This window comes from Bradyrhizobium hereditatis, assembly GCF_020329435.1.
Lineage (GTDB): Bacteria > Pseudomonadota > Alphaproteobacteria > Rhizobiales > Xanthobacteraceae > Bradyrhizobium > Bradyrhizobium hereditatis.
Genome location: NZ_JAGKJK010000014.1, coordinates 155,754 through 170,926, shown reverse-complemented (window position 1 = coordinate 170,926; position 15,173 = coordinate 155,754). Strand labels below are relative to the sequence as shown.

Genomic DNA, 15,173 nt, shown 5'->3' with positions numbered 1-15,173 from the left:
TTGAGGGTTGCCGTCAGGCGCCCACTGCCCTACCTAGTGGCGATCATGAAATTCCTTGACGAGGCAAAGGTCTATATCCGCTCCGGCGACGGCGGCAACGGCTGCGTGGCGTTCCGCCGGGAGAAGTTCATCGAGTTCGGTGGACCTTCCGGCGGCAATGGCGGCCGCGGCGGCGACGTCATCGTCGAGGTGGTGGATGGGCTGAACACGCTTATCGACTATCGCTATCAGCAGCATTTCAAGGCGCAGAAGGGCGGCAATGGCATGGGCAAGGACCGCCATGGCGCCAACGGCAAATCGATTGTGCTCAAAGTGCCTGTCGGTACGCAGATCTTCGATGAGGATCGCGAGACGCTGATCCATGACTTCACCGAGCTCGGGGAAAAATTCGTGCTCGCCGAGGGTGGCAATGGCGGCTTCGGCAATGCGCATTTCAAATCCTCCACCAACCGCGCACCACGCAACGCCAATCCCGGGCAGGAAGGCGAGGAACGCTGGATCTGGCTGCGGCTGAAGCTGATCGCGGACGCCGGTCTCGTCGGTCTGCCCAATGCCGGCAAGTCGACCTTCCTCTCCGTCGTCAGCGCGGCCAAGCCGAAGATCGCGGATTACCCCTTCACCACGCTGCATCCGCAGCTCGGCGTCGTAAGCGCGCAGGGCCGCGAATTCGTGCTCGCCGACATTCCCGGACTGATAGAGGGCGCGCATGAAGGCGCCGGCCTCGGCGACCGCTTTCTTGGACATGTCGAGCGCTGCCGCGTGCTGCTGCACCTGATCGATGCGACCTGCGAACATGCCGGCAAGGCCTACAAGACGGTGCGCACCGAGCTCGAAGCCTATGAAGGGCATCTCGCCGACAAGGTCGAGATCGTCGCGCTGAACAAGATCGATGCAGTCGCGCCGGATGAATTGAAGAAGCAGAAAGAGCGGCTGAAGCGCGCTGCGAAGAAGACGCCGCTTCTGCTCTCCGGCGTCACTGGCGAAGGGGTGCAGGAAGCACTCAAGGCGCTGGTCGAGGTGATCGGCGAAGCCCCGGTTTCGCAGAAGGCAAAGTGCGGTCAGGACCCGTGGGCCCCGGTGCCGCCGCCGCAGGGCTGATGCAAACTTAAAGCTATCCCTGCCGCGCCCCTTCCAAATCCAGGAACCGGCGCGTATTGCTTGCCTTCATCCGCATCATTCGACTGCACCATGAAACGCCCCACGCTCAAAAACTTCCGCCGCATCGTCGTCAAGGTCGGCTCCTCACTGCTGATCGATTCCAATGCGGGCGAGGTGCGTTCGGCATGGCTCGCAGCGCTGGCGGCCGATATCGCCAAGCTCCACGGCGAGGGTCGCGACGTTCTGGTGGTCTCGTCAGGATCGATCGCGCTCGGGCGCAGCCGGCTAAAATTGCCGCGCGGACCGCTCAAGCTCGAGGAGAGTCAGGGCGCGGCCGCCGTCGGACAGATTGCGCTGGCGCGAATCTGGTCGGAGGTGCTGGGGGCGCACGGCATCGGCTCCGGACAGATCCTGGTGACGCTGCAGGATACCGAGGAGCGCCGCCGCTACCTCAACGCCCGCTCGACCATCGCTAAGCTCCTGGAGTGGCGCGCGGTACCCGTCATCAACGAGAACGACACGGTTGCCACCAACGAAATCCGCTATGGCGACAATGACCGGCTCGCGGCGCGCGTTGCCACGATGACAAGCGCCGATCTCTTGATTTTGCTGTCCGATATCGACGGCCTCTATGACGCACCGCCCGGCGCCAATCCCGACGCGAAGCTGATTCCGATTGTCGAGTCCGTTACCTCAGAGATCGAAGGCATGGCGGGCGCGGCCGAATCCGAATTGTCGCGCGGCGGCATGTTCACCAAGATCGAGGCGGCGAAGATCGCGACGACGTCGGGCACGCATATGCTAATCGCCTCCGGCAAGATCGAGCATCCGCTGCAGGCGATCGCCGATGGCGGGCGCTGCACCTGGTTTCTGACGCCGGCCAACCCCGTCACCGCGCGAAAGCGCTGGATCGCAGGTTCGCTGGAGCCGAAGGGCACACTGACCATCGATGCCGGCGCGGTCGCGGCGCTGCGCGCCGGCAAGAGCCTGCTGCCGGCCGGTGTTATCAGGATCGACGGCCAGTTCGCGCGCGGCGACGCAGTCGTTGTGCGTGGCCCCGACACCCACGAGATCGGCCGTGGCCTTGTCGCCTACGACGCCGAGGACGCCGAGAAGATCAAGGGCCGCTCCTCGCCGGATGTGATGGCGATTTTGGGTATCAGCGGCCGGGCCGAGATGATTCATCGCGACGATCTGGTGGTAGGGCCAGCCGGGACGGTCCCGGTCAAGTAGGGTGCGCAGCTAGGCCATTGGCCGAGCTACCGTTTGCCAATACCGCCAGCCAGCCATGCCGGCGCCGGACCTCGCAAGAGCGGGATTTTCGTGCTAGGCCATGGCCTTAACTCAAGCTCCGGGACTTCCGATGACCGCCCCTCTTAAGGCAATCGACGGCAACGCTGATCTGCCCGCTCTGATGACCGACCTCGCCGCTCAAGCGCGCGCCGCCGCGCGGGTGCTGGCGCTGGCGCCGCCGGAGCAGAAGAACCGGGCGCTGGAGGCGATCGAGCGGGCGATCCGCGCCAACGCGGCAAAGATTCTCGCTGCCAATGCCGAGGACGTCGCGGAGGTGCGCGCGGGCGGCGCGACCTCGGCCTTCATCGACCGCCTGACGCTGGCGCAAGGGCGGATCGATTCCATGGCTGACGGCGTCGCCACCGTTCGCGGCATTCCCGATCCGGTCGGCACGGTTACCGGAAGCTGGCAGCGGCCGAATGGCATGACCATCGAGCGCGTGCGCGTACCGCTCGGCGTGATCGGCGTGATCTTCGAGAGCCGCCCCAATGTCGCTGCTGATGCCGGTGTGCTGTGCTTGAAATCCGGCAATGCCGTGATCCTGCGCGGCGGCTCCGACAGCTTCCGCTCCTGCCGCGCGATCCATGACTGCCTGGTGCAGGGCCTGCGCGAGGCGGGCCTTCCCGAGGCCGCGATCACGCTGGTGCCGACGCGCGACCGCGCGGCCGTCGGGTTGATGCTCTCGGGCCTGAACGGCGGCATCGATGTGATCGTGCCGCGCGGTGGCAAGAGCCTCGTCGCACGCGTTGAGGCCGAAGCACGCGTGCCGGTATTTGCGCATCTCGAAGGCATCAACCATGTCTATGTCGACGCCAGCGCCAAGCTCGACATGGCCAAGTCGATTGTGCTGAACGCGAAGATGCGCCGCACCGGCGTCTGCGGGGCGGCCGAGACGCTGCTGGTCGATCGAGCAGGCGCTGCGACCAATCTGAAGCCGCTAGTCGAGATGCTGATTGAATCCGGCTGCGAGGTACGCGGCGACGACGCCGTACAGAAGGTCGACGCGCGCGTGAAGCCGGCAACCGACGAGGATTGGGATACCGAATATCTCGATGCTGTCATCGCCGCGCGGGTCGTCGACGGCGTGGACGCCGCGATCGCGCACATCCAGAGCCATGGCTCGCGTCACACCGATGCGATCGTGGCGGAGGACGCCAAGGCAGCCGAGAAATTCCTTAGTGAAGTGGATTCGGCGATCGTGCTGCACAACGCATCGACGCAGTTCGCCGACGGCGGCGAGTTCGGCTTCGGCGCGGAAATCGGCATTGCTACCGGCAAGTTCCACGCCCGCGGCCCGGTCGGCGCCGAGCAACTGACGAGCTTCAAATACCGCGTTCACGGCACCGGGCAGACGCGACCGTGAACGCCTGCCTGCGCATGCGGTGACCCGGCCGATGATATTGCAATCGGCCGCGCAGACGATTCCCTTCCACACCGACGGCATGCGCATCGGCCTGCTCGGCGGCTCGTTCAATCCGCCGCATGCCGCGCATCGCGCCATCAGCCTGTTTGCGCTCAAGCGCCTCAAGCTCGATCGCGTCTGGTGGCTGCTGACGCCGGGCAATCCGCTCAAGGATACCGGCGCCCTGCACGGCCTCGCCGAACGCGCGCAGGCGGCGCGGGATCTCGCCGGCGATCCACGCATCGATATCAGCTGTCTCGAAGCTGTCATTGGCACCAGATACACTGTCGATACGATTATTCATTTGCGGCGCCGCGTTTCCGGCGTGCGTTTCGTATGGATCATGGGCGCCGACAACCTCGCGCAGTTCCATCGCTGGAAGGACTGGCGGCGCATCGCTTCCGCAGTGCCGATCGCCGTGATCGACCGTCCGCCACAGAGTTTCCGGGCCCTCGCTGCTCCCGCCGCCCAAGCGCTGGCGCGCTACCGCGTGCCCGAGAATCAGGCGGCCCGGCTGGCCGATCAGCAGGCGCCCGCCTGGACTTTCCTCAGCGGCATGAAGTTGAACCTGTCGTCTACCGGACTGAGGAACGCCGACGGAAGTTGGAAGGCAAGGAAGTGACAGGTTTGTTCGAACCGGCAGGCGGGGCCCACTGGAATATTGAAACCATTAACCCCACATGCCTAATATGGTCCGCGACGCCGGGATTCGGCGTTCGCGATACAGTGAAAGGAATGGTCCCTGGCCACATCTGTATTGTCCAAGTCTGTTTTACCCAAGGTTCCCAGCAAGTCTGCCAAGAACACGCGTAAAACATCGACACAAGCTGCGGCCTTGAAGGCGCAACCCGACGCCGACAAGACGCTGAATATGATCCTCTCCCGCCTCGACGATATGAAGGCGGAAGAAACGGTCACCATCGATCTTCGTGGCAAATCGGCATTCTCCGACTACATGATCGTCACCACCGGCCGGGCAAACCGGCACGTCGGCGCGATCGCGGAGAACGTCACGAAAGCCCTGAAGGAAACCGGCATCAAGAACCTCCATGTCGAAGGCTTGCCCAATTGCGACTGGGTGCTGATCGATTCCGGCGATGTGATCCTGCACGTATTCAGGCCCGAGGTGCGCGAATTCTACAACCTGGAAAGGTTGTGGGCGCAGAATCCGGCGGCGGCAGCGATCTGAACTCCCGGCCGGTGCGAATCGGCTGAGGCGCATGTAGTCTGTTCGCTCGTGCGTAAAGCGCGCGTGCCGGAAAGTGCACGCCGGAAAAAATATTCATGCGCCTCGTCGTGGTCTCGATCGGCCGGCTGAAGCAGGGCCCGGAGCAGGAACTGGCCGAGCGCTATCGCGAGCGCTTCGAGGACATCGGCCGCAAGCTCGGCTTTCGCGGCCTCGCGATCCATGAAATTCCTGAGAGCCGCGCGCGTGATGCCGCGACGCGGATCTCGGAGGAAGCTGCGGCGATTGCGGCAGCGATACCGGAGAAATCCGTGCTGGTGGCGCTCGACGAGCATGGCAAGAGCATCGACAGCGCAACCTTCGCCCGGCAACTCGGCCAGTGGCGGGACGAGGGAATCGCCAATACAATTTTCGCCATCGGCGGCGCGGACGGACTTTCGCCCGATTTGCAGCGCAAGGCTAAATTACGCATTGCGTTCGGCTCGGCGACCTGGCCGCATCAAATGGTTCGCGTCATGCTTCTTGAACAGATATACCGGGCCGCGACAATTCTGGCCGGCCATCCCTACCATCGCGCCTAGGCACGGTGAGGTGAATACAGAGACCGTTAAATAGGCTGGATGCATTCGACATCGGACATTCGTTCACGCCGAGGCACCGCAGACCGCGGTTTGCCGCTGACGTCGGCCATCTCGCTTCCGCTGGTACTGTTGTCCGCGAGCCTTGCCGTGACATCGCCTTCGCCGGGGGCGCTGGCGCAATCTGTGCCGTCAGCACAGCAGGCGACCGCCGTTTCGCCCGATGCGATCAAGCAGCGCGAGCAGGAGCTGGAGGCCGCGCGCGAGGAGCAGCGCAAGGCGGCCGAGCTGCAACAGAAGCTGAAGGCCGACATCGCAGCGATCGGACAGGACCGCTCCAAGCTCAATCAGCAACTGATCGACATCGCCACCCAGGTGCGCAGCATCGAAACGCGCATCGGCGAGACCGAGGGGCGGCTGCGCCCGCTCGACGCCCGCGAGCAGCAGGTCCGCGCTTCGCTCGATTCACGCCGTTCCGAAATCGTCGAGGTGCTCGCGGCCCTGCAACGCGCCGGGCGGCGCACGCCTCCGGCATTGCTGGTCCGGCCTGAGGACGCGCTGCAATCGCTGCGCACTGCCATGCTGCTTGGATCGGTCGTCCCCGAGCTGCGGGGCCGCGCGGAAAAACTCACGGCCGACCTCACTGAACTTGTGAACCTGCGCAAGACCATTGCCACCGAGCGCGACATACTGGCGCGCGACCGCGACAGGCTGAAGGACGATCAGATCAGGCTCGCCGCGCTGGTGGACGAGCGGCAGCGCAAGCAGAGCGCGATCGAAAAGGACATGGAAGCCGAGGGCGCACGCGCCGTCAACCTGTCCCGGCAGGTCGACAGCCTGCAGGGCCTGATCGCGAAAATGGAGCAGGATTTGAAGAGCGCTGCCAAGGCGGCCGCGACCGCCAGTTTGCAGGGCGCACCAGCGGCCCCAGGCGGCAAGCCCAATCTCGGGGCGCTCAAGGACCCTGCCCGGCTGAGCCCCGCGATCGCCTTCGCATCCGCCAAGGGGCTGTTCGCCTTTCCGGTCAATGGCCGCAAGATTCGCGATTTTGGCGGTTCCGACGGCGCCGGGGGCGTGGAAAAAGGCATTTCTTTGGCAACCCGGCCCGGGGCGCAGGTCACAACACCGTGTGACGGCTGGGTTGTTTACGCCGGACCCTTCCGCAGCTACGGACAACTCTTGATCCTCAATGCCGGGGGCGGGTATCATGTCCTGATCGCCGGGATGGAGCGCATTTCGGTAAACATCGGCCAGTTTGTACTTACGGGAGAGCCGGTCGCGACTATGGGGACAACGTCCCAGGTTGCATCCATTCTCGCGACGACCGCGAGCCAGCCGGTGCTCTATGTCGAGTTCCGTAAGGACGGCACTCCAATCGATTCAGGCCCATGGTGGGCAACAAGTGAAGGCGAAAAGGTTCGCGGATGATGCGCAAGACTTCTGTAATTCTTCTCAGCGCCGCCACCGGTGCGGCTTTGACGCTCTTCGTGACGCAGCCGCGCTCGGTGCTGATAGGATCAGTGGCGCGTGCCGCGACATCAGACACCTACCGCCAGCTCAATCTGTTCGGCGACGTGTTCGAGCGCGTGCGCAGCGACTATGTCGAGAAACCCGACGACTCCAAGCTGGTCGAGTCAGCGATCTCGGGCATGCTGACCGGTCTCGATCCGCACTCCAGCTACATGGACGCCAAGAGCTTCCGCGACATGCAGGTGCAGACCCGCGGTGAGTTCGGCGGCCTCGGCATCGAGGTCACGATGGAAGACGGTCTGATCAAGGTCGTCTCACCGATCGATGATACCCCGGCTTCGAAGGCCGGCATCATGGCCAACGACATCATCACCAATCTCGACGACGAAGCCGTGCAGGGTCTCACCCTCAACCAGGCGGTCGAGAAGATGCGCGGGCCTGTCAACACCAAGATCCGCCTCAAGATCATCCGCAAGGGCCAGGACAATCCGATTGAAGTCACGCTGGTGCGCGACAACATTCGTGTCCGCTCGGTCCGCGCCCGCGTCGAGCAAGACGACATCGCCTATATCCGCGTCACCACGTTCAACGAGCAGACCACCGAAGGCCTGAAGCGCGAGATCGGCAATCTCTCGAACCAGATCGGCGACAAGCTGAAGGGCTACATCATCGACTTGCGCAACAATCCCGGCGGCTTGCTGGAGGAAGCGGTCACTGTTTCCGATACCTTCCTCGAGCGCGGCGAGATCGTCTCGACCCGCGGCCGCAATGCCGAGGAAACCCAGCGCCGCGCAGCGCATGCAGGCGACTTGACCAAGGGCAGGCCGATCATCGTGCTGATCAATGGCGGCTCGGCGTCGGCCTCCGAAATTGTCGCCGGCGCGCTGCAGGACCACAAGCGCGCCACGCTGGTCGGCACGCGCTCGTTCGGCAAGGGCTCGGTACAGACCATCATCCCGCTCGGCAGCGGCAACGGCGCGCTGCGCCTCACCACTGCGCGCTACTACACCCCCTCGGGCAAATCGATTCAGGCCAAGGGCATCGTGCCCGACATCGAGGTGCTGCAGGATGTGCCAGAAGAGCTGAAGGCGCGTACCGACACCAAGGGCGAAGCGTCGCTCCGCGGCCACCTGAAAAACGATGGCGATGAGAAGACCGGCTCGCAGTCCTACGTGCCGCCGGATGCCAAGGACGACAAGGCGCTGAAGACCGCAGCCGACCTGCTGCACGGCATCAAGTCGACCGCGAGCGGCCCGACGACCGGTGACAAGGCCGCGGTCGAGAAGCCTGCGAGCAAAGCCGCGAACTGATCCCGCGATCCAGATATCCGTGAACAAGGGCGGCCCCCGAGCCGCCCTTTTTCATGGCCGGCTCGGGCCTGACGTCTCGCAACGCGGCTTTCACGGAGCGGCGCAGGCGCTCGAATCCGGGCCGTCGTGGTATCGTCGGGCCGGGTGATTCGGGAAGGTTCATGACGGAAACGGCTGACGAACTGAGCACGCCGCTCGGACAGAAGACGGAGCGCCGGAAGCGGCGGCTTCGGCTGCCGTTCACCGCGATGCAGGCGCTGGCCGTGCTGCTTGGCCTCGTCCTGGTCGCCTTCCTGACTGTCGCGCTCTTTACCGATAATCCACTCGGCGGCGAACCGATCGCCCGAGTCGCCCTGCGCATACCATCCGACGAAAAGCAGCCCGCGGCGGCCTCCGGCCCCACCGAACAGGCTGCGAAGCCCGGCTCCCACCAGGCCCCCGTCGGCGATAGCAAGACCGTTACCATCATCGACGGCTCCAGCGGCAAGCGGCAGGACGTCGTGATCGGCAGCGATGCCGGCGAAAAGGCGAGCGGCGAGCCGGCCCCGGCAGCGGCCATGACCGGCATCGATCCGCGCCTTCTGGAAAAATCGCGCTACGGCATGATCCCGGTGGTTGCCGACGGCCTAAAGCCGTTCACGGTCTATGCGGCCGATGCCGACCGAATCAGGGCCGCGAAGATGCCGGCGATTGCTATCGTCGTCGGCGGCCTCGGGGTTGGGGCCGACAAGACAGCCGATGCCATCATGAAGCTGCCGCCGGCCGTGACCCTGGCCTTCACGCCGTATGGGGCAGATCCGGCCAAGCTGGCCGAGCGGGCGCGCGCGCAGCGCCACGAGATCCTGCTGCAGGTTCCGATGGAGCCGTTCGACTATCCCGACAATGATCCCGGCCCGCAGACCCTGCTCACGACGCTGACGCCTGAACAGAACCTCGACCGGCTGTACTGGCACCTTAGCCGATTTCAGGGCTATGCCGGCATTGCCAATTTCATGGGCGCGCGCTTCACCGCGACCGATAGCGTGATGCAGCCAATCATCCGCGAGGCGGCCAAGCGCGGGCTAGGCTATCTCGATGATGGCTCCTCGCCGCGCAGCACCGCGCCGTCACTGACGGCAGCCCAGTCCATGCCCTTCGCCAAGGCCGATTTCACCATCGATGCCGTGCCGACCTCGGCCGAAATCGACCGGATGCTGGTCAAGCTGGAGACGCTCGCCAAGGAGCGCGGGCTGGCGGTGGGCGTCGCCTCGGCGCTGCCAATCTCGATCGAGCGGCTTGCCGCCTGGACCAAGACCCTGGATAGCCGCGGCATCATGCTTGTGCCATTGACAACGGCGATGCTGAAATCAAGATCAGGCTAGAGATCAAGCTGATGGCAGCGATCCGGGCTTTTCCCGACTGCGCCGGACCAGCCGATTGCCGATGAACTTGATGCAAGTAAAGGAACCCTGACGGACATGGCGCGGTACGAGGACCTGCCTTACCGGACCTGTGTCGGCATGATGCTGATCAACGCGGCCGGGCTGGTCTTCATTGGCCGCCGGGCCGGCGGAATCGAGCATGTCGATGAAACCCACGTCTGGCAGATGCCGCAGGGCGGTGTCGATCCCGGCGAGGACACCTGGGAGGCGGCCAAGCGCGAGCTTTACGAGGAGACCAGCGTCCGCTCGGTCGAGAAGCTCGGCGAGATAACGGATTGGCTGATCTACGACATTCCGCGCACCGTCGCTGGCCGCGCCTGGAAGGGCCGCTATCGCGGGCAACGGCAGAAATGGTACGCCGTGCGCTTCACCGGCAAAGACGCTGAGATCAATGTCGCCAGCCCCGGCGGCGGCGGCCACAAGGCCGAATTCGTGAGCTGGCGCTGGGAGCCGATGAAGAACCTCCCCAACCTGATCGTGCCGTTCAAGCGGCCCGTCTATGAACGCGTGGTCAAGGAATTCGCCAGCCTCGCGGGCAGTTAACATGGCGCATCTTTCACGCAATGTTCCGCTATTCCGGAGCATACGGCGCACGAAAGATTCTTAGGTACGCCATTGCGCACCATAGTTCGCGCGAACGCGCCCTGAACTGACGACGACCGAACGATGTCCGACAAATCTTATCGACCCAATGTGGGTATCGCGCTGTTCAACGGCTCCGGCGAGGTGTTGATCGGCCGGCGCTTCCGCGATGACGGACCTGAAATCATTCTCCCTGGGCTGGAGTGGCAAATGCCGCAGGGCGGCATCGACGCCGACGAGAATCCGCGCGATGCCGTGATGCGCGAGCTCTGGGAGGAGACCGGGGCGGTAAGCGCCGAATATCTCGGCGAAACCGATTGGATAAAATATGACTTTCCGCCCTATGACGGACCGGCCACGCATCGCCTCGCGCAATTCCGTGGCCAGCGGCAGAAATGGTTCGCGCTTCGCTTCACCGGCCGGGATGACGAAATCGACCCGCTGACGCCCCGCAACGGCCAGCCGGCCGAATTCGATTCCTGGCGCTGGGAGCGGCTCGATCGCGTCGCCGACTTCGTGGTGCCCTTCCGGCGCGACGTATACCGGATGGTGGCGCGGGCTTTTGCGGAGTTCGCCCGCTAGGGCTGGCGGCACCCGCTCCGTGCGCTTGACAGCGATCTGCCGCTGAATATTTTTTCGCCGGAGGGCTGAACCACTTCCCAACTCAAAGGACCCATACAGCGACCGTCAAAAGGATGACGAAGATGATCGATGAGAAACTCGCCCGCTTGCGAACGCATCGCAACAACATCGACCGTTATCGCCGACTTCTGAAGACCAGGCTGACAGAGCTAGAGCGTCAGTACATCGAAACACGCTTGTCCGAAGAGCAATCAGCGCTGGAGAAACTAGCTGCTTCCACTTTCCCGCTCACCTTTCGGGCGCCAACAATCCAGCCGCCGATTTCCTCGGCGGCATAGAACAATCCGGCACGCCGTTCGATCGGCAGCTCGCACTGATGTAAGTGGCACCGCATGATGTATTGCTCGCCATGAAGGACGTGATCGTGATCAAGCGCCGCCGGAATTATGAGTGGCAAGTGCGCGACCAGGATGGCGCGCTGCTCATGCGTGGGCGGGAGCGTACGCGCCCGGCCGCCCGCTACCAGGGTTATCGGGCCCTCTTCATGATGCTGGCCGTGGGCCCTCCCAGACCGATCGAGCCGCGGAGGCCTAAGGTTCGCCCCGAGCAGCAAAGCACCCGCAAAACGGCGCCCGATCTGGCGCACCTTCAGCGTCCCGCCCGCCCGTTTACGCTGGATTAACCCTGCAGCGGCGCGGCGGCGCCGAAAAATTTTGAATGCCGCCTCTTGAAACTTCTGGGTTTTTTTCTAATTCGATTTTTGCCGCTGACAGCGGTGCCGGATGCCAGCTTGGGTCCGGCGAGTTGAGAGGGCGCCGGACGGTGTCCGACGCTCCTTCGTATCCATCTTGCTCCTAGGAGGACTTGGCTATGAGGACCTTTGACTTCTCGCCTTTGTGGCGCTCCACGATCGGCTTCGATCATTTGGCCGACCTGCTCGACAGCAGCTTGCGGCATCCGGCCGACGACAACTACCCGCCTTACAATGTCGAACGCTGCGGCGAAGACGCTTACCGGATTTCGCTGGCCGTCGCCGGCTTCGGCATGGACGATATCGCCGTAACTGCAGAGCGGGACACGCTGATTATCGAGGGCAAGAAGCCCGACGCCGAGCAACGCGAATATCTGTATCACGGCATCGCGGCCCGGCCGTTCCGGAGGGTTTTCAATCTCGCCGATTATGTGCAGGTCAAGCAGGCCTCGTTCAAGGACGGTCTCTTGATCGTCGATCTGGTTCGCGAAGTTCCTGATGCGATGAAGCCGCGGCGCATCCCGATTGGCAACGCCAGCACTTCCCACCAGATCGAGCAGAAGGCGGCTTAAGGCGCCTTCGGAAGTGCAGGCTCGGCGCGCGGATATCCCGCCGCGCGCGGGCCTATGCAGGCAACAGCAGAAATCTCTCTAAGGAGGAACACAAATGGCTATTCGTGATCTGATCCCGTGGTCGAGAAACCAAGAGCTCACGTCTTCGCGCGAGGGCTTCGATCCGTTCTTCACTTTGCACCGGGAAATGAACCGGCTGTTCGACGACGTCTTCCGCGGCTTTGGGATGCCTGCCCGTTTTGGCAGCCCGCTGATGGAAGGTCGCTTCGGATGGCCACGCATCGAGCTCAACGAGACCGACAAGGAGCTGAAGGTGACGGCTGAACTGCCCGGGCTGACGGAAAAAGACGTTCAGCTCGAGATCGCCAACGGCGTTCTGACGCTGCGCGGCGAGAAGAAGTCCGAACGCACCGATAATGGCGGCAGGTACTTCACCGAGCGTTATTATGGTTCGTTCGAGCGGCAGATCCCGCTCGACGGCGTCGAGGAAGACAAGGCCGAAGCCAAATTCCATGACGGCGTCTTGACGATCACGCTGCCGAGATCCGAACAGGCGCGCTCGGCTGTCAAGCGCATCCCGATCAGCAACCAATAATGCTAGTGGCGGCGGCGCAGCGCGTCGCCGCCACTCACCACCAGCGTCTCAAGGAAAGGAGAGTAAGGAGACCCTGTCAATGAGCACGGCCGATCTGAGCACCACCGACTTTGCATTATTCCATCCTGCCGCACACTACGATTCCCCCGATGACGTTTTGAACGACTTTCAGCTTTCCGACGCGGAGAAGCGCGTGATCTTGTCTTCGTGGGCTTCCGACATGTTCGCGATCGAATCCTGTCCCGATCTGCGTGACATCCCGGGCATGGATCATCCCGTCCGGCTCGCCGACATACTTGGAGCGTTGCGTCAACTTGACGGCGAGGAGGAGCTCGGGCAGCCCGCCGAGATCAGCGGCTCACCGCGCTGGAAGGCCGCAATACGGGGGCAGCCGTCATGCTGACACCAGCCATTCTGGCCATCGCATGGATGAATCACGCATCTGCTTTGTGGGCTGCCTCATGGTTCGTCTTGCAGCAGAGTACATCCCCGCAAGCTAGTCCCTGATCCGGCCTGTTCGTCATCCGCACACGAGAACCAACGTGAACCGGTTTTTTGCGACTGTACTAGCGAGCCTAGTTGGCGCCGCGATCGCTGTTACGCCAGCCGCCGGACAAATTCCGAACTTGCGAACCGGCGGCGCGGTGCCGACGCTGGCGCCGCTGGTTCGCGAGGTTACGCCGGCGGTGGTCAACATCGCCGTCCACGGCAAGATCCGCCAGGAGAACCCGCTCTATCGCGATCCGCTGTTTCGCGAATTTTTCGATGTCCCGAAGCAGCTGGAGAAGGAGATCAACGCCACCGGCTCCGGCGTGATCGTCGATGCGCAGAATGGCTATGTTCTGACCAACAATCACGTTGTCGAGCAGGTCGCTTCGGTTCAGATCAAGACCAAGGAGGGTCGACCGTTTTCGGCCAAGGTCATCGGGCGCGATCCCGCTACCGACATTGCGGTGCTGCGGATACAATCGCCGAGCGGACTGAAGGCGATCGCGTTTGGCGACAGCGACGCCCTTGAGGTCGGCGATTTCGTCCTCGCCATCGGCAATCCCTTCGGGCTTGGTCAGACAGTAACCTCCGGTCTCGTCAGCGCGCTTGGCCGGACCGGGCTTGGAAAGCAGGGTTATGAGGACTTCATCCAGACCGATGCGGCCATCAACCCCGGCAATTCGGGCGGCGCACTGGTCAATCTCAGGGGAGAACTGATCGGCATCAATTCAGCGATCATTTCCCCAGCCGGCGGCAATGTCGGCATCGGCTTTGCCATTCCCGTCAACATGGCCAGGCGCGTGATGGAGCAAATCGTCGAGAAGGGGCGCGTCGAGCGCGGCCGGATCGGCATCTCCTTGCGCGAACTCAATCCTTCCACCGATGGCGGACGCAGCGAGGGAGCCCGGATTGCTGAAGTAAGTCCCGGCTCGCCTGCAGAAATGGCCGGCCTGCGCAAAGGTGACATCGTGCTCAGGGCGGATGACCGTCCAATCCATTCCGCCGCGCAACTGCGTAACCGGATTGGCCTCGCCCGGATCGGCGAACAGGTGCGCTTGACCGTTGAGCGTTCCGGGACGCCTCAGAACTTTATCGTCGCGGTCGGTCCGCCGTCGGAAGTGAACGCTGATCACAGCGAGCGCTCGGTTCAGCGGCGTTAGCAACTACCGAACGCTTGGATGCAGCGTAATTCGGTCCGACCGAGAACGGGGAGATGGTAATCATCTGACGATTACTGTCGGGCCTGGCGCAATCGGCGAGCTCATCGTTGACTGCGCCCTGCTCCGTTGCTGCCTTCAATCCAAGTTCGGGCCGGCTCCTCGGACAGCGCCCAAAAATCAAGCGCCCGTCACGGTGTGACGAGCGCTGATGCAGGAGAGGCCTTCGCTTCGGCCCCGGAGCGGTGCCCCGGGGCTTAATGCATAGCCGTGGCGTTGAGCTCGATCTGGATGCTCTTGAAGTGATCCAGCCGCTCGATGGCGTGATCGAGCTCGGACCCTTCCTTCTCGGCGAGCTTGGCTTCCATCTCGGCGATGGTCTCGGCGAACTGCGCGCGATCGACATCGGCGATCGAGGTGGCGACGTCGGCGAGCACGGTGAGGCCGGTCCCCGACATCTCGGCTAGGCCACCGAGCACGATCACCTTTTCACGGGTGCCGCCGGCGAAGATGGTCAGGATGCCCGGACGGACCGCAGCCACGACCGGCGCATGGCCAGCCAGTACGCCGAAATCGCCTTCCAGACCGGGAACATCAACCTGATCGACTTCGCCGGAGAAGGCGAGCTTCTCGGGCGAGACGAGATCGAAGTGGAAAGTAGCCATTTTTAACCTTGCGAATAGCGAG

At 63.4% G+C, this 15,173-nt stretch carries 18 protein-coding genes; 17 read left to right on the top strand and 1 reads right to left on the bottom strand.

Annotated features, from left to right (window positions below; genetic code table 11):
* The first annotated feature begins 45 nt into the window (after positions 1–45).
* The 17 genes from obgE to J6524_RS28770 all read left to right on the top strand — a co-directional run bounded on the left by obgE (position 46) and on the right by J6524_RS28770 (position 14,489).
* The gene (obgE, locus tag J6524_RS28850) at positions 46–1,098 is read left to right on the top strand and encodes a GTPase ObgE (RefSeq protein WP_225676945.1); all 1,053 of its coding nucleotides are present in this window, start codon (positions 46–48) and stop codon (positions 1,096–1,098) included.
* Between the two features lie 90 nt (positions 1,099–1,188).
* Entirely contained in the window at positions 1,189–2,331 is a 1,143-nt protein-coding gene (proB, locus tag J6524_RS28845; protein WP_225676943.1) for a glutamate 5-kinase, read from the top strand.
* 130 nt (positions 2,332–2,461) lie between these two features.
* Positions 2,462–3,754 carry a glutamate-5-semialdehyde dehydrogenase gene (locus tag J6524_RS28840; RefSeq protein WP_225676941.1) on the top strand — a complete coding sequence of 431 codons (1,293 nt, stop codon included), beginning with the start codon at positions 2,462–2,464 and terminating at the stop codon, positions 3,752–3,754.
* A gap of 31 nt (positions 3,755–3,785) precedes the next feature.
* Entirely contained in the window at positions 3,786–4,415 is a 630-nt protein-coding gene (locus tag J6524_RS28835) for a nicotinate-nucleotide adenylyltransferase (protein ID WP_225676939.1), read from the top strand.
* 213 nt (positions 4,416–4,628) lie between these two features.
* Positions 4,629–4,982, top strand: coding sequence for a ribosome silencing factor (rsfS, locus tag J6524_RS28830; RefSeq protein WP_225676936.1), 354 nt, complete (start codon positions 4,629–4,631; stop codon positions 4,980–4,982).
* A 95-nt stretch (positions 4,983–5,077) separates the two neighbouring features.
* Positions 5,078–5,560, top strand: a complete 483-nt coding sequence (gene rlmH, locus J6524_RS28825; protein WP_225676934.1) for a 23S rRNA (pseudouridine(1915)-N(3))-methyltransferase RlmH — start codon at positions 5,078–5,080, stop codon at positions 5,558–5,560.
* A 147-nt stretch (positions 5,561–5,707) separates the two neighbouring features.
* A complete protein-coding gene (locus J6524_RS28820) occupies positions 5,708–6,985 on the top strand; it encodes a murein hydrolase activator EnvC family protein (protein WP_312002504.1) in 1,278 nt (425 codons plus the stop codon).
* Positions 6,982–8,337, top strand: coding sequence for a S41 family peptidase (locus J6524_RS28815; protein WP_225676930.1), 1,356 nt, complete (start codon positions 6,982–6,984; stop codon positions 8,335–8,337). The genes J6524_RS28820 and J6524_RS28815 overlap by 4 nt, the downstream gene beginning before the upstream one ends.
* Positions 8,338–8,498: 161 nt before the next feature.
* Positions 8,499–9,698: a divergent polysaccharide deacetylase family protein gene (locus J6524_RS28810; protein ID WP_225676928.1), complete on the top strand. Its 1,200-nt coding sequence runs from the start codon at positions 8,499–8,501 to the stop codon at positions 9,696–9,698.
* A 96-nt stretch (positions 9,699–9,794) separates the two neighbouring features.
* Entirely contained in the window at positions 9,795–10,301 is a 507-nt protein-coding gene (locus J6524_RS28805; protein ID WP_225676926.1) for an RNA pyrophosphohydrolase, read from the top strand.
* Positions 10,302–10,424: 123 nt separating this feature from the next.
* Positions 10,425–10,922: an RNA pyrophosphohydrolase gene (locus J6524_RS28800; protein ID WP_225676924.1), complete on the top strand. Its 498-nt coding sequence runs from the start codon at positions 10,425–10,427 to the stop codon at positions 10,920–10,922.
* A 122-nt stretch (positions 10,923–11,044) separates the two neighbouring features.
* The gene (locus J6524_RS28795; protein ID WP_225676922.1) at positions 11,045–11,260 is read left to right on the top strand and encodes a hypothetical protein; all 216 of its coding nucleotides are present in this window, start codon (positions 11,045–11,047) and stop codon (positions 11,258–11,260) included.
* Between the two features lie 71 nt (positions 11,261–11,331).
* Complete coding sequence (locus J6524_RS28790; RefSeq protein WP_225676920.1) at positions 11,332–11,604, top strand: hypothetical protein; 273 nt, start codon at positions 11,332–11,334, stop codon at positions 11,602–11,604.
* A gap of 188 nt (positions 11,605–11,792) precedes the next feature.
* Complete coding sequence (locus J6524_RS28785) at positions 11,793–12,245, top strand: Hsp20 family protein (RefSeq protein ID WP_225676918.1); 453 nt, start codon at positions 11,793–11,795, stop codon at positions 12,243–12,245.
* Positions 12,246–12,339: 94 nt separating this feature from the next.
* Positions 12,340–12,840, top strand: a complete 501-nt coding sequence (locus J6524_RS28780; RefSeq protein WP_225676916.1) for an Hsp20/alpha crystallin family protein — start codon at positions 12,340–12,342, stop codon at positions 12,838–12,840.
* 79 nt (positions 12,841–12,919) lie between these two features.
* On the top strand, positions 12,920–13,243 hold the full coding sequence (locus J6524_RS28775; protein WP_225676914.1) for a hypothetical protein: 324 nt from the start codon (positions 12,920–12,922) through the stop codon (positions 13,241–13,243).
* Positions 13,244–13,382: 139 nt separating this feature from the next.
* Entirely contained in the window at positions 13,383–14,489 is a 1,107-nt protein-coding gene (locus tag J6524_RS28770; RefSeq protein WP_376712090.1) for a trypsin-like peptidase domain-containing protein, read from the top strand.
* 254 nt (positions 14,490–14,743) lie between these two features.
* Here the strand turns inward: J6524_RS28770 and J6524_RS28765 are convergent, their stop codons facing one another.
* Positions 14,744–15,151 (bottom strand): F0F1 ATP synthase subunit epsilon, encoded by a 408-nt coding sequence (locus J6524_RS28765; protein WP_225676912.1) that lies wholly within the window; start codon positions 15,149–15,151, stop codon positions 14,744–14,746.
* Between the last annotated feature and the right edge of the window lie 22 nt (positions 15,152–15,173).

What these genes read in the sequence shown, in the direction of transcription:
- obgE (WP_225676945.1), top strand. Translation starts at nt 46, where the DNA reads ATGAAATTCCTTGACGAGGCAAAGGTCTATATCCGCTCCGGCGACGGC.
- proB (WP_225676943.1), top strand. Translation starts at nt 1,189, where the DNA reads ATGAAACGCCCCACGCTCAAAAACTTCCGCCGCATCGTCGTCAAGGTC.
- J6524_RS28840 (WP_225676941.1), top strand. Translation starts at nt 2,462, where the DNA reads ATGACCGCCCCTCTTAAGGCAATCGACGGCAACGCTGATCTGCCCGCT.
- J6524_RS28835 (WP_225676939.1), top strand. Translation starts at nt 3,786, where the DNA reads ATGATATTGCAATCGGCCGCGCAGACGATTCCCTTCCACACCGACGGC.
- rlmH (WP_225676934.1), top strand. Translation starts at nt 5,078, where the DNA reads ATGCGCCTCGTCGTGGTCTCGATCGGCCGGCTGAAGCAGGGCCCGGAG.
- J6524_RS28815 (WP_225676930.1), top strand. Translation starts at nt 6,982, where the DNA reads ATGATGCGCAAGACTTCTGTAATTCTTCTCAGCGCCGCCACCGGTGCG.
- J6524_RS28810 (WP_225676928.1), top strand. Translation starts at nt 8,499, where the DNA reads ATGACGGAAACGGCTGACGAACTGAGCACGCCGCTCGGACAGAAGACG.
- J6524_RS28805 (WP_225676926.1), top strand. Translation starts at nt 9,795, where the DNA reads ATGGCGCGGTACGAGGACCTGCCTTACCGGACCTGTGTCGGCATGATG.
- J6524_RS28800 (WP_225676924.1), top strand. Translation starts at nt 10,425, where the DNA reads ATGTCCGACAAATCTTATCGACCCAATGTGGGTATCGCGCTGTTCAAC.
- J6524_RS28795 (WP_225676922.1), top strand. Translation starts at nt 11,045, where the DNA reads ATGATCGATGAGAAACTCGCCCGCTTGCGAACGCATCGCAACAACATC.
- J6524_RS28790 (WP_225676920.1), top strand. Translation starts at nt 11,332, where the DNA reads ATGAAGGACGTGATCGTGATCAAGCGCCGCCGGAATTATGAGTGGCAA.
- J6524_RS28785 (WP_225676918.1), top strand. Translation starts at nt 11,793, where the DNA reads ATGAGGACCTTTGACTTCTCGCCTTTGTGGCGCTCCACGATCGGCTTC.
- J6524_RS28780 (WP_225676916.1), top strand. Translation starts at nt 12,340, where the DNA reads ATGGCTATTCGTGATCTGATCCCGTGGTCGAGAAACCAAGAGCTCACG.
- J6524_RS28775 (WP_225676914.1), top strand. Translation starts at nt 12,920, where the DNA reads ATGAGCACGGCCGATCTGAGCACCACCGACTTTGCATTATTCCATCCT.
- J6524_RS28765 (WP_225676912.1), bottom strand. Translation starts at nt 15,151, where the DNA reads ATGGCTACTTTCCACTTCGATCTCGTCTCGCCCGAGAAGCTCGCCTTC.